The sequence below is a fragment of the Luteimonas sp. A501 genome, assembly GCF_054052085.1.
In genome coordinates this window covers 1,301,439-1,315,464 of the sequence record NZ_JBSVRI010000001.1, presented here as the reverse complement: position 1 = coordinate 1,315,464, position 14,026 = coordinate 1,301,439, and the positions used below count along the sequence as shown (strand labels likewise).

At 68.5% G+C, this 14,026-nt stretch carries 10 protein-coding genes and 1 pseudogene; 5 read left to right on the top strand and 6 right to left on the bottom strand.

Translation table 11 applies throughout. The annotated features are described in order from the left end of the window. Positions 1-8 precede the first annotated feature (8 nt). The 4 genes from tkt to zwf form a co-directional block, all read right to left on the bottom strand. Positions 9-2,081 (bottom strand): transketolase, encoded by a 2,073-nt coding sequence (gene tkt / locus ACW7G5_RS06025; RefSeq protein WP_457002656.1) that lies wholly within the window; start codon positions 2,079-2,081, stop codon positions 9-11. A gap of 103 nt (positions 2,082-2,184) precedes the next feature. Then, positions 2,185-3,834, bottom strand: coding sequence for a phosphoglucomutase (alpha-D-glucose-1,6-bisphosphate-dependent) (pgm, locus tag ACW7G5_RS06020; protein WP_457002654.1), 1,650 nt, complete (start codon positions 3,832-3,834; stop codon positions 2,185-2,187). 11 nt (positions 3,835-3,845) lie between these two features. Then, positions 3,846-4,931 (bottom strand): transaldolase, encoded by a 1,086-nt coding sequence (gene tal / locus ACW7G5_RS06015; protein WP_457002652.1) that lies wholly within the window; start codon positions 4,929-4,931, stop codon positions 3,846-3,848. A 64-nt stretch (positions 4,932-4,995) separates the two neighbouring features. Then, positions 4,996-6,384: a glucose-6-phosphate dehydrogenase gene (zwf, locus tag ACW7G5_RS06010; protein WP_457002650.1), complete on the bottom strand. Its 1,389-nt coding sequence runs from the start codon at positions 6,382-6,384 to the stop codon at positions 4,996-4,998. A 399-nt stretch (positions 6,385-6,783) separates the two neighbouring features. Between zwf and ACW7G5_RS06005 the strand changes: the two are divergent. From ACW7G5_RS06005 to ACW7G5_RS05995, 3 genes and pseudogenes are all read left to right on the top strand, one after another. Beyond that, a pseudogene (locus ACW7G5_RS06005) lies at positions 6,784-7,365 on the top strand (succinate dehydrogenase iron-sulfur subunit); the annotation flags it as partial. Between the two features lie 31 nt (positions 7,366-7,396). Next, complete coding sequence (locus tag ACW7G5_RS06000) at positions 7,397-7,570, top strand: hypothetical protein (RefSeq protein WP_457002903.1); 174 nt, start codon at positions 7,397-7,399, stop codon at positions 7,568-7,570. Between the two features lie 27 nt (positions 7,571-7,597). Then, a complete protein-coding gene (locus ACW7G5_RS05995; protein WP_457002648.1) occupies positions 7,598-8,044 on the top strand; it encodes a CBS domain-containing protein in 447 nt (148 codons plus the stop codon). Between the two features lie 215 nt (positions 8,045-8,259). Here ACW7G5_RS05995 and ACW7G5_RS05990 read toward each other — a convergent pair whose 3' ends face one another. Together ACW7G5_RS05990 and ACW7G5_RS05985 are read right to left on the bottom strand one after the other, a co-directional pair. After that, positions 8,260-10,662 (bottom strand): membrane-bound PQQ-dependent dehydrogenase, glucose/quinate/shikimate family, encoded by a 2,403-nt coding sequence (locus ACW7G5_RS05990; protein ID WP_457002646.1) that lies wholly within the window; start codon positions 10,660-10,662, stop codon positions 8,260-8,262. Between the two features lie 204 nt (positions 10,663-10,866). Then, the gene (locus ACW7G5_RS05985) at positions 10,867-12,720 is read right to left on the bottom strand and encodes a LysM peptidoglycan-binding domain-containing protein (RefSeq protein WP_457002644.1); all 1,854 of its coding nucleotides are present in this window, start codon (positions 12,718-12,720) and stop codon (positions 10,867-10,869) included. A gap of 131 nt (positions 12,721-12,851) precedes the next feature. Here ACW7G5_RS05985 and ACW7G5_RS05980 point away from each other — a divergent pair, with 131 nt between their 5' ends. Beyond that, entirely contained in the window at positions 12,852-13,526 is a 675-nt protein-coding gene (locus ACW7G5_RS05980) for a trimeric intracellular cation channel family protein (protein ID WP_457002901.1), read from the top strand. Between the two features lie 12 nt (positions 13,527-13,538). Beyond that, a complete protein-coding gene (locus tag ACW7G5_RS05975) occupies positions 13,539-13,985 on the top strand; it encodes a CopL family metal-binding regulatory protein (RefSeq protein WP_457002642.1) in 447 nt (148 codons plus the stop codon). Positions 13,986-14,026 lie beyond the last annotated feature (41 nt).

Genomic DNA, 14,026 nt, shown 5'->3' with positions numbered 1-14,026 from the left:
ACCCGCCATCAGCTTGGCTCCGTTCCGAGCAGCGCACGGGCGCGCGCGCATACGTTGTCAACGGTGAACCCGTAGCGCTCCAGCATCTCGCTGCCCGGTGCCGAAGCACCGAAGCGGTCGACGCCGAGCACGTCGCCGTGGTCGCCGACGTAGCGGTGCCAGCCCTGCGGCGACCCCGCTTCCACCGCCAGTCGCGCAGGCACGGACGACGGCAGCACGGATTCACGGAATTTCTGCGGCTGTTCGTCGAACAGCTCCCAGCACGGCATTGAGACCGCACGCGCGGCGACTCCTTCGCCCTGCAGTTTTTCCACGGCGGCCAGCGCGAGACCGGTTTCCGCGCCGGTGCCGATCACGATGACGTCGGGTTTGCCGCCTTCCGCATCGAGCAATACATAGGCGCCCTTGCGCAGGCCATCGGCCGATGCGTACTTGTCGCGATCAAGCGTGGGCACTTTCTGCCGCGAAAGCGCCAGCGTGACCGGCCGGTCGCGTGCTTCGATGGCAACGCGCCAGGCGACGGCCGTTTCGTTCGCATCCGCGGGCCGGATCACCAGCAGCCCCGGCACCGAACGCAGGCCTGCAAGCTGCTCCACCGGCTGGTGTGTCGGACCGTCCTCGCCCAGCGCGATGCTGTCGTGGGTGAACACGTGCACCACGTGCAGGCGCATCAACGCGGCCAGGCGCATCGGCGGGCGCATGTAGTCGGAGAAGATCAGGAAGGTCGCGTCGTAGGGAATGATGCCGCCGTGCGCGGCCAGCCCGTTGCAGATGGCGCCCATCGCGTGCTCGCGCACGCCGAAATGCAGGTTGCGGCCGGCATGGCTCCAGCCGCCGCCGGCCGAGCCCTGTTCGTCCTCGCCAGGCGTGGCGCGCGGATCGAAATCGCCCAGGCCTTTCACCGCGGTGTAGGTGGAAGGATCGAGGTCCGCCGAACCGCCGGTCAGCGCGGGCAGCTTCGGCGCGATCGCCGACAGCACCTTGCCGCCGGCCTCGCGCGTGGCCATGCCCTTCGCATCGGCCGGGAACACCGGAATGTCCGCGTCCCAGCCGTCGGGCAAAGTCGCTTCGAGGCTGGTGCGGAGCTCGCGCGCGTCATCGGCATAGGCATCGGCGTAGGCATCGAAACGCTGCTGCCACGCGTCCTGCCCGCGCTTGCCGCGGTCGAGCGCGGAGCGGAAGTGCGCCATCGCGTCGTCGGGCAGCAGGAACGCCGGCTGCTCGGGCCAGCCGAGCTTGCGCTTGGTCGCCGCCACGCCCTCCTCGCCCAGCGGCGAGCCGTGGGCCTTGTAGCTGTCCTGCTCCGGCGAGCCATAGCCGATGTGGGTGCGCACCAGCACCAGCGACGGCCGCGTGGTTTCGTCGTGCGCCCGCTGCAGTGCCCGTTCGATCGCGGCGACATCGTTGCCGTCGTCCACGGTTTCCACGTGCCAGTCGTAGGCGAAAAAACGTGCGGCGCGATCCTCGGTGAAGGTGATGTCGGTGCCGGCGGCCAGGGTCACGCTGTTGTCGTCGTAGAACACGTTGAGCTTGCCCAGCTTCAGGTGCCCGGCAAGCGATGCGGCCTCGGAGGCGACGCCTTCCATCAGGTCGCCGTCGCTGGCGATGACCCAGGTGCGGTGGTCGACGACGACGTGGCCGGGGCGGTTGTAGCGCGCCGCCAATTGCGCCTCGGCCATCGCCATGCCCACGGCGTTGGCGAAGCCCTGCCCCAGCGGCCCGGTAGTGACTTCCACGCCCGGCGTGTGGCCGCGCTCGGGGTGCCCCGGCGCCTTGCTGCCCCACTGCCGGAACTGCTTGATGTCGTCGAGCGTCAGGTCGTAGCCGGTGACGTGCAGCAGGCTGTACAGCAGCGCCGAGCCGTGCCCGGCCGAGAGCACGAATCGGTCCCGGTCCGACCACAGCGGATTGGCCGGGTTGTGCTTCAGGAATCGCTGCCACAGCACGTAGGCCATCGGCGCGGCGCCAAGCGGCAGGCCGGGATGGCCGCTGTCGGCCTTCTGCACCATGTCGACGGAAAGGAAGCGCAGCGTGTCGATGCAGCGCTGGTCGAGGGAGGCGGATGCCTTGTCTGGTGCCATGATCCTGCTCCGGTGACTGGGTGGGAGCGGCCATGGCCGCGATGGCCTGCCTTGCGAACTGCATCGCGGCCATGGCCGCTCCCACAGGGGGATGCGGGTGTCTTCAGCTTTCGGCGAGCGCCGCATCGACGATGCCCTGCGCCTCGGCGAGGATCGCCTGCAGGTGGTGGGGGCTCTCGAAGCTCTCGCCGTAGATCTTGTAGATGTCCTCGGTGCCCGACGGCCGTGCGGCGAACCAGCCATTGTCGGCGACGACCTTGATGCCGCCGATCGGCGCGTCGTTGCCAGGCGCCTTGTCCAGTACCTGGCGGATGTCGGCGCCCGCGAGCTTGTCGGCCTTCAGCTGCGCGGGCGAGAGCTTGCCCAGCAGCTCCTTCTGCTGTGCGCTGGCCGGCGCCTCAACGCGGTCAGAGAAGACCTCGCCGAAGGCCTCGCACAGCCCGCGGTAGTGTTCGGCCGGGTCGTGCCCGTGGCGCGCGGTGAGCTCGGCGGCGAACAGCGCCGGCGCCATCCCGTCCTTGTCGGTGGTCCAGACGCTGCCGTCGCGGCGCAGGAAGCTGGCGCCCGCGCTTTCCTCGCCGCCCAGGCCCAGCGAACCGTCGAACAGGCCGTCGGCGAACCATTTGAAGCCTACCGGCGTTTCGTACAGCCTGCGCCCGAGTTGCTTGGCTACGCGGTCGATCATGCTGCTGCTGACCACGGTCTTGCCCACGGCGGCATTCGCGTCCCACTGCGGGCGGTGGCGGAACAGGTCGTCGACCATCGCGGCCATGTAGTGGTTCGACGGCAGCAGGCCCGCCTTCGTCACCACGCCGTGGCGATCATGGTCGGTGTCGCAGGCGAAGGCGACGTCATAGCGGTCCTTCATCCCGATCAGCCGCTGCATCGCGTACGACGATGACGGGTCCATGCGGATCTTGCCGTCCCAGTCGCGGGTCATGAAGGCGAACGTGGGGTCGACCTGCTCGCTGACGACATCGAGATCCAGCCGATAGCGCTCGGCGATGCGCGCCCAGTAGTGCACGCCGGCACCGCCCAGCGGATCGACGCCCATGCGGATGCCCGAGCCGCGGATCAGGTCGAAGTCGAGCACCTTGCCGAGGTCGGCGACGTAGTGATTGAGGAAATCGTGTTCGCGCGTGGTATTCGCGGCGTGCGCCTGCGCCAGCGGCACGCGCGCCACGCCCTTGAGGCCCGCTTCTAGCAGCGCGTTGGCGCGGTCCTGCACCTGACGGGTGATCGCGGTGTCGGCCGGCCCGCCGTTGGCCGGGTTGTACTTGAAGCCGCCGTCGCCAGGCGGATTGTGCGAAGGCGTGACGACGATGCCGTCGGCCAGGTGCGAGTCACGGTCGCGGTTGTGGACGAGGATCGCATGCGAAACCGCGGGCGTGGGCGTGAACTCGTCGCCCTGCGCGATCCGCACTTCCACGCCGTTCGCGGCCAGCACCTCCAGCGCGCTGTCGCGCGCGGGTGCGGACAGCGCGTGGGTGTCGATGCCGAGGAACAGCGGCCCGTCGACGCCCTGCGCCTTGCGGTATTCGCAGATCGCCTGGGTGATGGCAAGCACATGGTGCTCGTTGAAGCTGCCGTCCAGCGAACTGCCGCGGTGGCCGGAGGTACCAAACGCCACGCGCTGCGCGGCGACCGACGGATCCGGCGTCACGTCGAAGTAGGCGGCAAGCAGCTTGTCGATGTCGACGAGCTGCGCGGGCTGCGCCGGCTTGCCGGCCATCGGGCTGATGTTCGTGTCCATGGCCACCTTGCTCAGCGGCCGCCGGCCAGCGACCGCGCCTTGTCGGCGATGCGCTGCAGCAGCTGGTTCCAGGACTTGACGAAGGCGTCGGCGCCGTCGCGCTGCAGCTGCGCGGCCAGCGCGTCGATGTCGACTCCGGCCGCGGCGATCTTCGCAAGCGTGGTGGCGAAGTCGCCGCCATCGTCGGCCAGCGCGCCGCGCACCTTGCCGTGGTCGGCGAAGGCATGCAGCGTCTTCTCGGGCACCGTGTTGATCGTGTCGGGTGCGGCCAGCGCTTCGACGTAGAGCGTGTCGGACGCCTTCGGGTCCTTGGTGCCGGTGCTTGCCCACAGCAGGCGCTGGGGCCGCGCGCCTGCCGCGGCGAGCTTTTTCCAGCGATCCGAAGCCAGCAGATCGCGATAGGCGCGATAGGTCTGCTGCCCCACCGCGATGCCCAGGCGGTTGTGCAGCTCTTCCGGCAGTTGCTCCGCGCTGGTCCTGTCCCAGCGGCTGATGAACAGCGAAGCGACCGAGCCCACCACCGGGTCCAGGCCGGCCTCGATGCGCCGCTCGATGCCGCGCATGTACGCGTCTGCCGCCGCGACATACTGCTGCATGGAGAACAGCAGGGTCACGTTGATCGGCACGCCGGCGAAGATCGATTCCTCGATCGCCGACACGCCTTCCGGCGTGCCCGGGATCTTTACATACAGGTTGTCGCGCCCGGCCTGCGCGTGGATTCGCCTGGCGGCCTCGATGCTGCCGGTGGTGTCTGCGGCCAGCAGCGGCGAGAGCTCCATCGACACCCAGCCGTCGACGCCGCCGGTGGCATCGAACACGGGGCGGAACAGGTCCGCCGCCCGGCGCAGGTCCTCCAGCGCCAGCTCGACGAACAGCTCGGCGTCGCGCTTGCCGGCGGCGGATTTCTCGCCGATGCCGGCATCGTAGGCGTCGCTGTCGCCGATCGCCTGGTCGAAGATCGTGGGATTCGAAGTCAGGCCGGTGATCGCGTACTCGTCGATGTAGCGCTGCAGCGTGCCGTCGTCGAGGATCTCGCGGGTGATGTTGTCCAGCCACAGGCTCTGGCCGAGCTCGCGCAGGGATTGCAGGTGGTTCATGACGACTCCTGTCGTGTCGATACGGATTCAGCGGTGGCGGGTTCAGGGGTGGCGGGCTCGCGGTCTAGCACGGCTCGCTCGTCTCGGGCTGCGGGTCGTGCCAGCCTTCGTCGTTGACAACGATTCCGGTCGCCGACGCCGGCCCCCAGCTGCCCGGCTCGTAAGACTCGACCGGCGCGTGCTCCTGCAGCACCGGATCCACGACTCGCCAGGCGGCCTCCACCGCTTCGTCGCTGGTGAACAGGCCGGCGTCGCCGCGCACCGCATCGCCGAGCAGGCGTTCGTACGGCGACTTTTCGTCGACGTGCTGGTGGCGCGCGGTCAGTTCGACGGCCTCGCCGCACATCTGGTCCCCGGCGCGCTTGACCCGCACACCGGTCGAGATCACCACTTCCGGGCTCAGGCGCAGGCGGAAATAGTTTGAATGCGCCGGCTGGCTCTCGTCGAAGATCGACAGCGGCGGGCACTTGAGGTCCACCATCACCTGGGTCGAGGTGATCGGCAGGCACTTGCCTGCGCGGATGTAGAACGGCACCCCCGCCCAGCGCCAGGTGTCGATGTACAGGCGCAGCGCGGCGAAGGTCTCCACGTCCGAATCCTTCGCCACCCCCGGCTCGTCGCGATAGCCGCGGAACTGGCCGCGCACCAGCTCGCCGGGCTCCAGTGGGCGCATGGCGCGGAACAGGCGCAGCTTCTCCGCCCGGATCGACTCGGGATCGCCGCCGATCGGCGCGTCCATCGCCAGCAGCGCGACCACTTGCAGGAGGTGGTTCTGGATCACGTCGCGGATCGCGCCGACGCCGTCGTAGAAGCCGCCGCGGCCCTGCACGCCAAAGGCCTCGGCCATGGTGATCTGCACGTTGTCGACGTACTCCCGGTTCCACAGCGGTTCGAGAAAGGCGTTGGCGAAGCGGAAGTACAGCAGGTTCTGTACTGCTTCCTTGCCCAGGTAGTGGTCGATGCGGAAGAGCGAGGATTCCGGGAACACCTCGTGCAGGGTGGCGTTGAGCACCCGGGACGAGGCCAGGTCGCGGCCGAAGGGCTTCTCGACCACCACCCGCGCGCCCCGTGCGCAACCGCTGGCGCCCAGCGCGCGGACCACGGTCCCGAACAGGCCCGGCGGGATGGCCAGGTAGTGCAGCGGCCGCTGCGCGGCCCCGAGTTCCCTGCGCAGGCGCTCGAAGGTGCCGGCGTCGGTGTAGTCGCCGTCGATGTAGCGCAGCTGCGCGGCAAGCCGGGCGAAGGCGGCTTCATCCACACCGCCGTTGTGCACCAGGCTCTCGCGGGCACGTTCGCGCAGCTGGTCGACCGTCCAGCCGGCGCGGGCCACGCCGATCACCGGCATGTCGAAGCGGCCGCGCGCGACCAGCGCCTGCAATGCCGGAAAGATCTTCTTGTAGGCAAGGTCGCCGGTGGCGCCGAAAAGCACGAATGCGTCGGAAACGGAAGTCAAGTGGACTCCTGTCCTGGGTGCGGTGCGCCCGCCATGCTAATGGGCCCCGGGTTAATGCCGGGTCATCGCCGGGGCGTCCGCCCAGGGCCGCAGCCTCATGCACAGGAGTTCGGCCAAGGTCAACTCCGGCACCGACGCGGTATGCGGCATGGGTGGGAACCTTGGCAGATGGCGTACTGCTCGGAGTTCTCCCGCTTGGCCGCGGGCACGCAAGTGCGACCGCTGGGAGTTCAACATGGTCAGCACCTTCAATAAATGCCACGCAGATCGCGCACATTGAAGGACCTTCACGGGCATCTCCCGCTCGCGGGACTACTTTCGCATGACCTTTCTCGGTGACTCCGGGCACGAACCACAAATCATGTCCCGCAAACCGATCAATGACTTGCCGCGCGCCGCCCAGATTCCACGGCCAATCCGCGCCTGGATACGTCTGAAGTCAATCTCGACGACTGCGGCCCAATGACGTTGGACGCACTTTTCTGGATCAAGAACAAGGTCGATCCAACCCTTACGTTCCGACGCTCATGCCGCGAAGGCATCTGCGGCTCCTGCGCCATGACCATGGATGGCACGAACTGGCTCGCCTGCATGCGATTCATCACCGACCTGGCTTCGCCAGCAACCATCTATCCACTGGCGAACATGCCGGTCGTCAAAGATCTTGTTCCGGACCTCACGCATGTGTTCGCGCAATACACCGCGATCGAGCCATGGCTCAAGTCCAGAACGCCAGAACCCGAGCGCGAACGACTTCAATCGGTGGAGGAGCGTCGCAAGCTCGATGGTTTTTACGAGTGCATTCTATGTTTCTGCTGCACGTCGGGCTGCCCCAGTCATTGGTGGAATGGCGACCGTTTCCTGGGCCCTGCGGTACTGCTCCAAGCTTGGCGTTGGCTTGCCGACAGTCGTGACGACGCAGCGGATGAACGGCTCGACGCACTCGAAGACCCCTTCCGCCTTTACCGATGCCACACCATCTCAACTGCACCCGGAATTGAATGCCGTTGCGATGATCCTGTTGCTGCTGGCGTTGTTCCATCACACGGCACTCGGCCTGCAGGTGGTCATTGAGGATTACATGCACTCACCTGCCAGGTTCGCGGTGCTGGTAGCGATGCGTCTGGCCTGTGTCGCATTGGCCGTTGCCGGTGCCATGGCTACCATGCAAACAGCCTTCAAATGAACGCGAGCGTGAACCCGGAGGAGCACCATGATATTCATTGAAGCATCGCTGCCTGTAGCGCGCGAGCGGCTCGTCATGCTTGCCGACGACGCGCAACTCATCGAGGCCGCCAAACTCTTGCGCAATACCGGGACCGACCTTGTGGTGATTTGCGACGTGAATGGTGTGCTGGTGGGCGTCGTGACCAAGACCAACGTCGTCGACCAGATCAGTCGATGCCAAGGATGCGGCTGCACCACCGCGGTTTCATCTGTAATGGTGCGCGATGTTCTTGCTTGTCGGCCCGGAGATCGGATGGACGAGGTGTGGTCGAAGATGAAAACGCGTGGCTTGAAGAACGTTCCGGTGACAGACGAGGATTCCCGGCCAATGGGAGTGCTCAATGCCCGCGATGCGCTGCAAGCGCTCATGCAGGAAGTCGAGTACGAGGAATCGCTGCTTCGAGACTATGTGATGACCGTCGGTTACCACTGAATCCAGTGTGCGAGCCTTGCTGCTTCGGAGCTTTTTATGCCTGACGAAGACCTGCAATTCCCGACCCCGTTGCAGCTTCGCGCGAAAGCACTTGCAAGCTGGGAAAACGAGGGCGGCGCGATCCGTAGCGTACATGTGGGGGGATTGCCATACGAGCGCGCGGAGCCGCCACAGTGGGCGGAAGCAAACAGGCCGGGCCTTCCGTCAAAGCAGCGTCACTGCGGCGTCCGCGCCTCGTTACCCCCGGGCAGCGCATAGGCGACCACGTAGTCACCCCGGTCCGGCGACATGCGTGCGCCGCCCGCGGTGATTACCACGTACTGCCGGCCGGTGCGCGGCGAGACGTAGCTGGCCGGGCCACCCTGGCTGCCGACCGGCAGCCGGCCCTTCCACAGCTCCTTGCCGGTGCGCGCGTCGAGCGCGCGCAGGTAGTAGTCCTGGGTGCCGGCGAAGAACACGAGCCCGGATGCGGTGGCCAGCGAGGGGCCGAGGGTCGGCATCCCGATCGGGATCGGGAGCCCGATCTTGATCCCGAGCGGGCCGGTATCGCGCACGGTGCCCATCGGTACCTGCCACAGCACCTTGCGGCCAACCAGGTCGATCGCGGTCATGGTGCCGAACGGCGGCTTCTGGCACGGCACGCCGAGCTGCGACATGTAGCGCTCACGCATCGCGCCGTAGGGCGTGCCCTCCATCGGCACGATGCCCATCTCGATGCCGCTGGCGGACGTGGGCACGTCCGCGCGCCTGACCATGTAGTTGGCCAGTCCCAGGCGCATGTCGTTGATGAAAAGCGTGTGCGTGGCCGGGTCGACCGACGCACCGCCCCAGTTCATCCCGCCGAGCGAGCCGGGCATCTGCAGCGAACGGTCGAGCCCGGGCGGCGTGTACACGCCCTCGTGGCGCATGGCCTTGAACTGGATCCGGCACAGCAGCTGGTCGAGTGGCGTGGCGCCCCACATGTCCGACTCGGTGAGCGTCGCATTGCCGATCGACGGCATGCCCACCGAAAACGGCTGGGTGCGTGCGTAGCGCTCGCCGGGCAGGCTCCCCTGCGGCACGGGCTTTTCCACGACCCGGGTGATCGGCACGCCGCTGCGGCGGTCGAGCACGAAGATCTCGCCCTGCTTGGTGATCTGCACCAGCGCGGGCATGGTGCCGCCCGCGCCATCTGGCAGGTCGTAGAGCAGCGGCTGCGCGGGGATGTCGAAGTCCCACAGGTCGCGATGGGTCATCTGGAAATGCCAGCGCGGACGGCCGGTGGCGGCGTCGAGTGCGACCACGGCCGACGAATACTTCTCGTCCAGTTGACTGCGGTGGCCGGACCAGAAGTCGGGCGTTGCGTTCCCGGTGGGCGCGTAGATCAGGCCGAGCGCGGGGTCATACGACATCGACGCCCAGACGTTCGGGGTGCCGCGGGTGTAGGTCTCGCCCGCCGGCGGCATTCCGGTGGTAGCAGGATTGCCGGGGTCCCAGGCCCAGACCAGCGCGCCGGTGATGGCATCGAACGCGCGCACCACGCCGGGCGGTTCGTCGACGGCGAAGTTGTCGGCGACGCGGCCGCCGACCACGACCAGGTTGCCCGCGACCAGCGGGGTCGAGGTCTGCTGGTAGTAGCCGGGTTTGATCTCGCCCATGCCGATGGAGAGATCGACGGTGCCGCCAGTGCCGAAGCCGGCGCAGGGCAGTCCGCTGTCGGCATCGAGCGCAATCAGGCGGGCGTCGAGGGTCGGCAGGAACAGCCGGCGCGGGCACATCGTTGTGGGCTGCGACTCGGCGGAGACCCCTTCAGCGGCCCGCGCGGCGGTCGCCTCGTGATAGCCGAGTCCACGGCAGCGCTGCCAGTTCGGCGCAGTGGCCTTCGGATTGAAGCGCCACCGCTCCCGGCCGGTATCGACATCAAGCGCCAGGACGGTGCCGTAGGCGGTGCAGACGAACAGGTCGCTGCCGATCTGCAGCGGGGTGTTCTGGTCTTCGGCGCCGGAGCCGGTGCTTTCGGGGATGTCGCCGGTGCGCGCGGTCCAGGCCACTTCCAGCCGGCCGACGTTGTCGCGGGTGATCTGGTCCGGCGTAGCGAAATGCATGCCGGTAATGTCGTTGCCCTGCCAGCGTCCGTCACCGATGGGCGTCGCGGGCGCGGGCATCGGGGTCGAGTCGGCATCGGCCTGGACCGGCACCACCGGTCGGAACATGAGCACAACGCCGGCCGCCAAGCCCAGGGCAAGCACGCCGGCGAGCGCGTACGGTGCCGCGCGCCGCGCCGGCCGCCCGTCCATCCGCGCCAACCACGGGTAGGCCAGCGCCACCAGCACGCTGAGCACGCCGAATGCGAACAGCCGCGAGATCAGTGGCCAGGTCTCCAGTCCTGCATCCCACAGCGCCCAGCCCAGCGTGGCCAGCATCGTCGCTGCGTAGATCCACGCGCCGAGGCGACGACCGCGGAACATCAGCACCGCGGACACCGTCAGCGCGAGGCCGGCGAGCACGAAGTACGCGCTGCCCCCCAGCAGCACCAGGCGCGCACCGCCGACGGTCATGAACAGGCCGACGGCGAGAACGAGGAGGCTTGCGACCCGGACGGGCCAGCGTGTTGTGCGCACAGCGATGCGGTTGTTCATCACGAGCTCCGGCGACAGGTGGACCGGCCAGAACTCCACAGACACTCACTGGCCGCTTTGCGCATAGCGCCGCTCGAACTCTACCGGTGGAACATCGCCAGCGGAACGATTCCGGCGAAGCCACCCCTGCACCCGCGCCCTGCCGGCGCATCAGCGAGCCCGCCGGTGAGGGCCGGCACGGATCCGTGCCGGCCTACCCGCCTGTTACTTCCAGATCGCCGCAAAGCCGTTCGGGTGCTGGCCCGGATTGGCGTAGGAGAAGGCCTCGAGCTGGCTGGCGGTCATGGTGGTGATCCCGGGGCGCGCGGGGTCGCCGACGATGAAGTTGCCGTTGCCATCGATGCCGGCCACATAGATGAAGTGCCCGCCACCGCCGGGCAAACCGCCGTTGAGGATCACGGTCTGGCCTGATTCGAGCGCGCCGCGCACGGATGCCGCGGAGCCGCTGGGGTTGAAGCTGGCCTGCAGGCCGGCGTTGCGCGCGCCCTGGGCGATCAGCGAGGCGTTGCCCGGCACGCCCTCACCCCAGTTCTGCCCGATCAGGCCGACCGCCTCGTTGCGGGTGGCGATGGTGTTCGGGCGCACGCCCCAGGCGGCCAGCGCCATGGTCAGCGAGGTCGGGCCGCAGGACCAGCCATCGGGCTGGGCCAGGAAGAAGCTGCTGCGATCGGTGCTGGCACCGCCGGGACCCGGCACCGGATTCGGCACCGGTGCCACATCGCCGTTGCCGGGCACGGTCAGCGTCTGGCCGACGTGGATCAGGTTCGGATTGGCCAGGCCGTTGAGCTGTGCCAGCGTCTGCCAGCTGGTGTTGAACTGGCCGGCGATGCCCGACAGCGTCTCCCCCGCCCGCACGGTATGCGTGCCGGTCTCCGGGACCGGTGCCGGCGCGTCGCCGCCACCCGGCGTCCTCAGCACCTGCCCCGGGAAGATCAGGTTGGGATTGCTCAGGCCGTTGAGCCGGGCCAGCGTCTGCCAGTCGGTGCCGCGGGCCTCGGCGATCGTCGACAGGCTCTCGCCGGACTGCACGGTATGCGTGCCCGTGGCCGGCGCGGTATCGCCGCCACCCGGCGTCCGCAGCACCTGGCCCGGATAGATCATGTTCGGATCGCCCAGGCTGTTCAGCCGGGACAGCGTCTGCCAGTCGGTCCCCAATCCGCTGGCAATGCCCGAGAGCGTGTCGCCGGCGCGGACGGTATAGGAGCCCGGATCGGCCTGGCCGCCACCGCCCGGAAGCTGCAGTACCTGGCCGGGATGGATGGTGTTGGCGTCGCGCAGGCCGTTGAGCTGGGCCAGGGTCTGCCAGTCGGTGTTGTTGGCATTGGCGATCGCCCACAGCGAGTCACCCGCACGCACGGTGTAGGTGCCGCCGGATGGCGCCGGCGTGGGCGTTGGAGTGGGAGTCGGTGCCGGGCCCGGATCGGGCGTGGGCCCCGGGTTGGAGACGTTGCCACCCGGCGGCGGCAGCTCCGTCGTGGCCTGCTGGCGCACGCGGCTGGTCGCCTCGCCGGAGGTGATGCGGCCGTCGCGGTTGGCGTCCAGGCCGGCGTTCTGGGTATAGGCCTTGCCGTCGCCCCTGTCGAACAACGTGGCGCCCGGGTCGGAGACCGGATGCCCGTAAAGCACGGTGGTGTACAGGCCTTCCAGCGTGCCCAGCCGTTCACCCTTGTAGGTGCCGAAGTACTTCTCGACATAGTCCAGCTGTTCGATCGCGCTCATCTGTGAAAGCGCGTAGGTCGAGGTGCCCAGGCCCTGCGCGGTCGGCGGAATGAACTGGATCAGCCCGGTGGCGCCGCTGAGCGGGTTCACCACGTCCGGCCGGAAGCTCTGCCCCGACTCGAAGCTCATCACCGCCATCAGGTACTCGGGCTTGGTGCCGATGCGCGCCGCGATGGCTTCCACCTTGTCGATGAAAGCCTGGGTCACGTGCGGACTGCCGCGCACGCCCATGATGTCGTTGTAGTCATAGCCGCTGGGGCTGATGAAATCGCCGGGCCGGTCGACGAACGCAGCGTTGGCGGCGTGGGACGGGGATGCGGCAATGGAATCGAAGGTCATGGGCGGTGCTTCCTTTCGGCAATACCGTGACAGTCCTGCAACCGGCGCCGCGCGACAACCTAGGGACCCCCCTAAGCCATTGTCCGGCTTCACATTTCTGGACCATGCAGGGCTTGTGTAAGCTGCCCGCGATGATTGCCGCCGAACTCCAGGGGTCCCCCGAATTCCACCGCACCCTGGTGCTGGTACTGGACCTGTGCGGCACCTTTGCGTTCGCCGTCAGCGGCGCGACCGCTGGCGTGCGCCAGCGCCTGGACCTGTTCGGCGTGCTGGTGCTGTCCTTCGCGGCCTCGACCTTCGGGGGAATCAGCCGGGATGTGTTGATCGGCGCGACGCCGCCGGCCGCGTTCCAGGACTGGCGCTACCTGGCGGTCGCCATGGCGGCGGGCGTGATCGCGTTCTACTGGTCGACGCTGGTCGAGCGCTTGCGCAATCCGGTGCGGATGCTTGATGCGGTCGGCCTGGCCTTTTTCGCCGTCGCCGGCACCCACAAGGCACTGGTGTTCGGGCTCAGCCCGGTGATGGCGGCGCTGATGGGCATGCTGACCGGCATCGGCGGCGGCATGGCGCGGGACATCCTGCTGGCCGAGGTCCCGGCAGTGCTGCGCTCGGACCTTTACGCGGTTGCCGCGCTGGCAGGGGCGGCCATCGTCGTTGCCGGCAACCTGCTGGAAGCGCCCGTGCTGGTGTCCGCGGCCATCGGCGGGCTGGTCTGCTTCGGCCTGCGGATGGCGGCCCTGCGCTGGGGGTGGCAGCTGCCCATGGCGCGCGGCTCGCAGCCGTCCGGCGGGGACGGGACGCGCTAGACTGGCGGCACTGTGCGCGCGTATGCCCTGCCCCTGCAGATCCTGCTTGCCCTGGTCCTGGTCCTGAACGGGATCGGCGGTGCGGTGGCGGGCGTGCTGGCCGGGCTGCCGCCGCCTGTCGTGGCGCCGGCCGCGACCGTCGCGGACAACGCCCTGTCGGCCATGCCCGGCGACTGCGCCGGCCATGCCGATGCCGTGGCCAACGCGGCCGGGCCCGGGACCGTCGCGCCCGATCCCGCGGCAGACTGCCACTCCACCGGCGGCTCCGATTGCGGCTCCGATTGCGGCAACACCCCGCAGTGCCGCCAGGCCTGCATGCACGCGTCGCTGGCGGTGGCGGTGGCGCCGTCCCCCATGGTCGGCGTGGCGCGGCCGCGGACGGATGCGAGCCTGCACCGGCTGGCCGCCGGCCATCCGGCCCCGCCGCTGACGAGTCCCATCCGCCCTCCGATCGCCTGACCGCGGCGCCACCAGGCGCCGGTTTTCGGCTGTCGCCCGGC

Excerpts from the sequence above, each read along its gene's own strand:
- tal (WP_457002652.1), bottom strand. The coding sequence starts at position 4,931 with ATGAACCACCTGCAATCCCTGCGCGAGCTCGGCCAGAGCCTGTGGCTG.
- ACW7G5_RS05990 (WP_457002646.1), bottom strand. The coding sequence starts at position 10,662 with ATGAACAACCGCATCGCTGTGCGCACAACACGCTGGCCCGTCCGGGTC.
- ACW7G5_RS05985 (WP_457002644.1), bottom strand. The coding sequence starts at position 12,720 with ATGACCTTCGATTCCATTGCCGCATCCCCGTCCCACGCCGCCAACGCT.
- ACW7G5_RS05980 (WP_457002901.1), top strand. The coding sequence starts at position 12,852 with ATGATTGCCGCCGAACTCCAGGGGTCCCCCGAATTCCACCGCACCCTG.
- pgm (WP_457002654.1), bottom strand. The coding sequence starts at position 3,834 with ATGGACACGAACATCAGCCCGATGGCCGGCAAGCCGGCGCAGCCCGCG.
- ACW7G5_RS05995 (WP_457002648.1), top strand. The coding sequence starts at position 7,598 with ATGATATTCATTGAAGCATCGCTGCCTGTAGCGCGCGAGCGGCTCGTC.
- ACW7G5_RS06000 (WP_457002903.1), top strand. The coding sequence starts at position 7,397 with ATGATCCTGTTGCTGCTGGCGTTGTTCCATCACACGGCACTCGGCCTG.
- tkt (WP_457002656.1), bottom strand. The coding sequence starts at position 2,081 with ATGGCACCAGACAAGGCATCCGCCTCCCTCGACCAGCGCTGCATCGAC.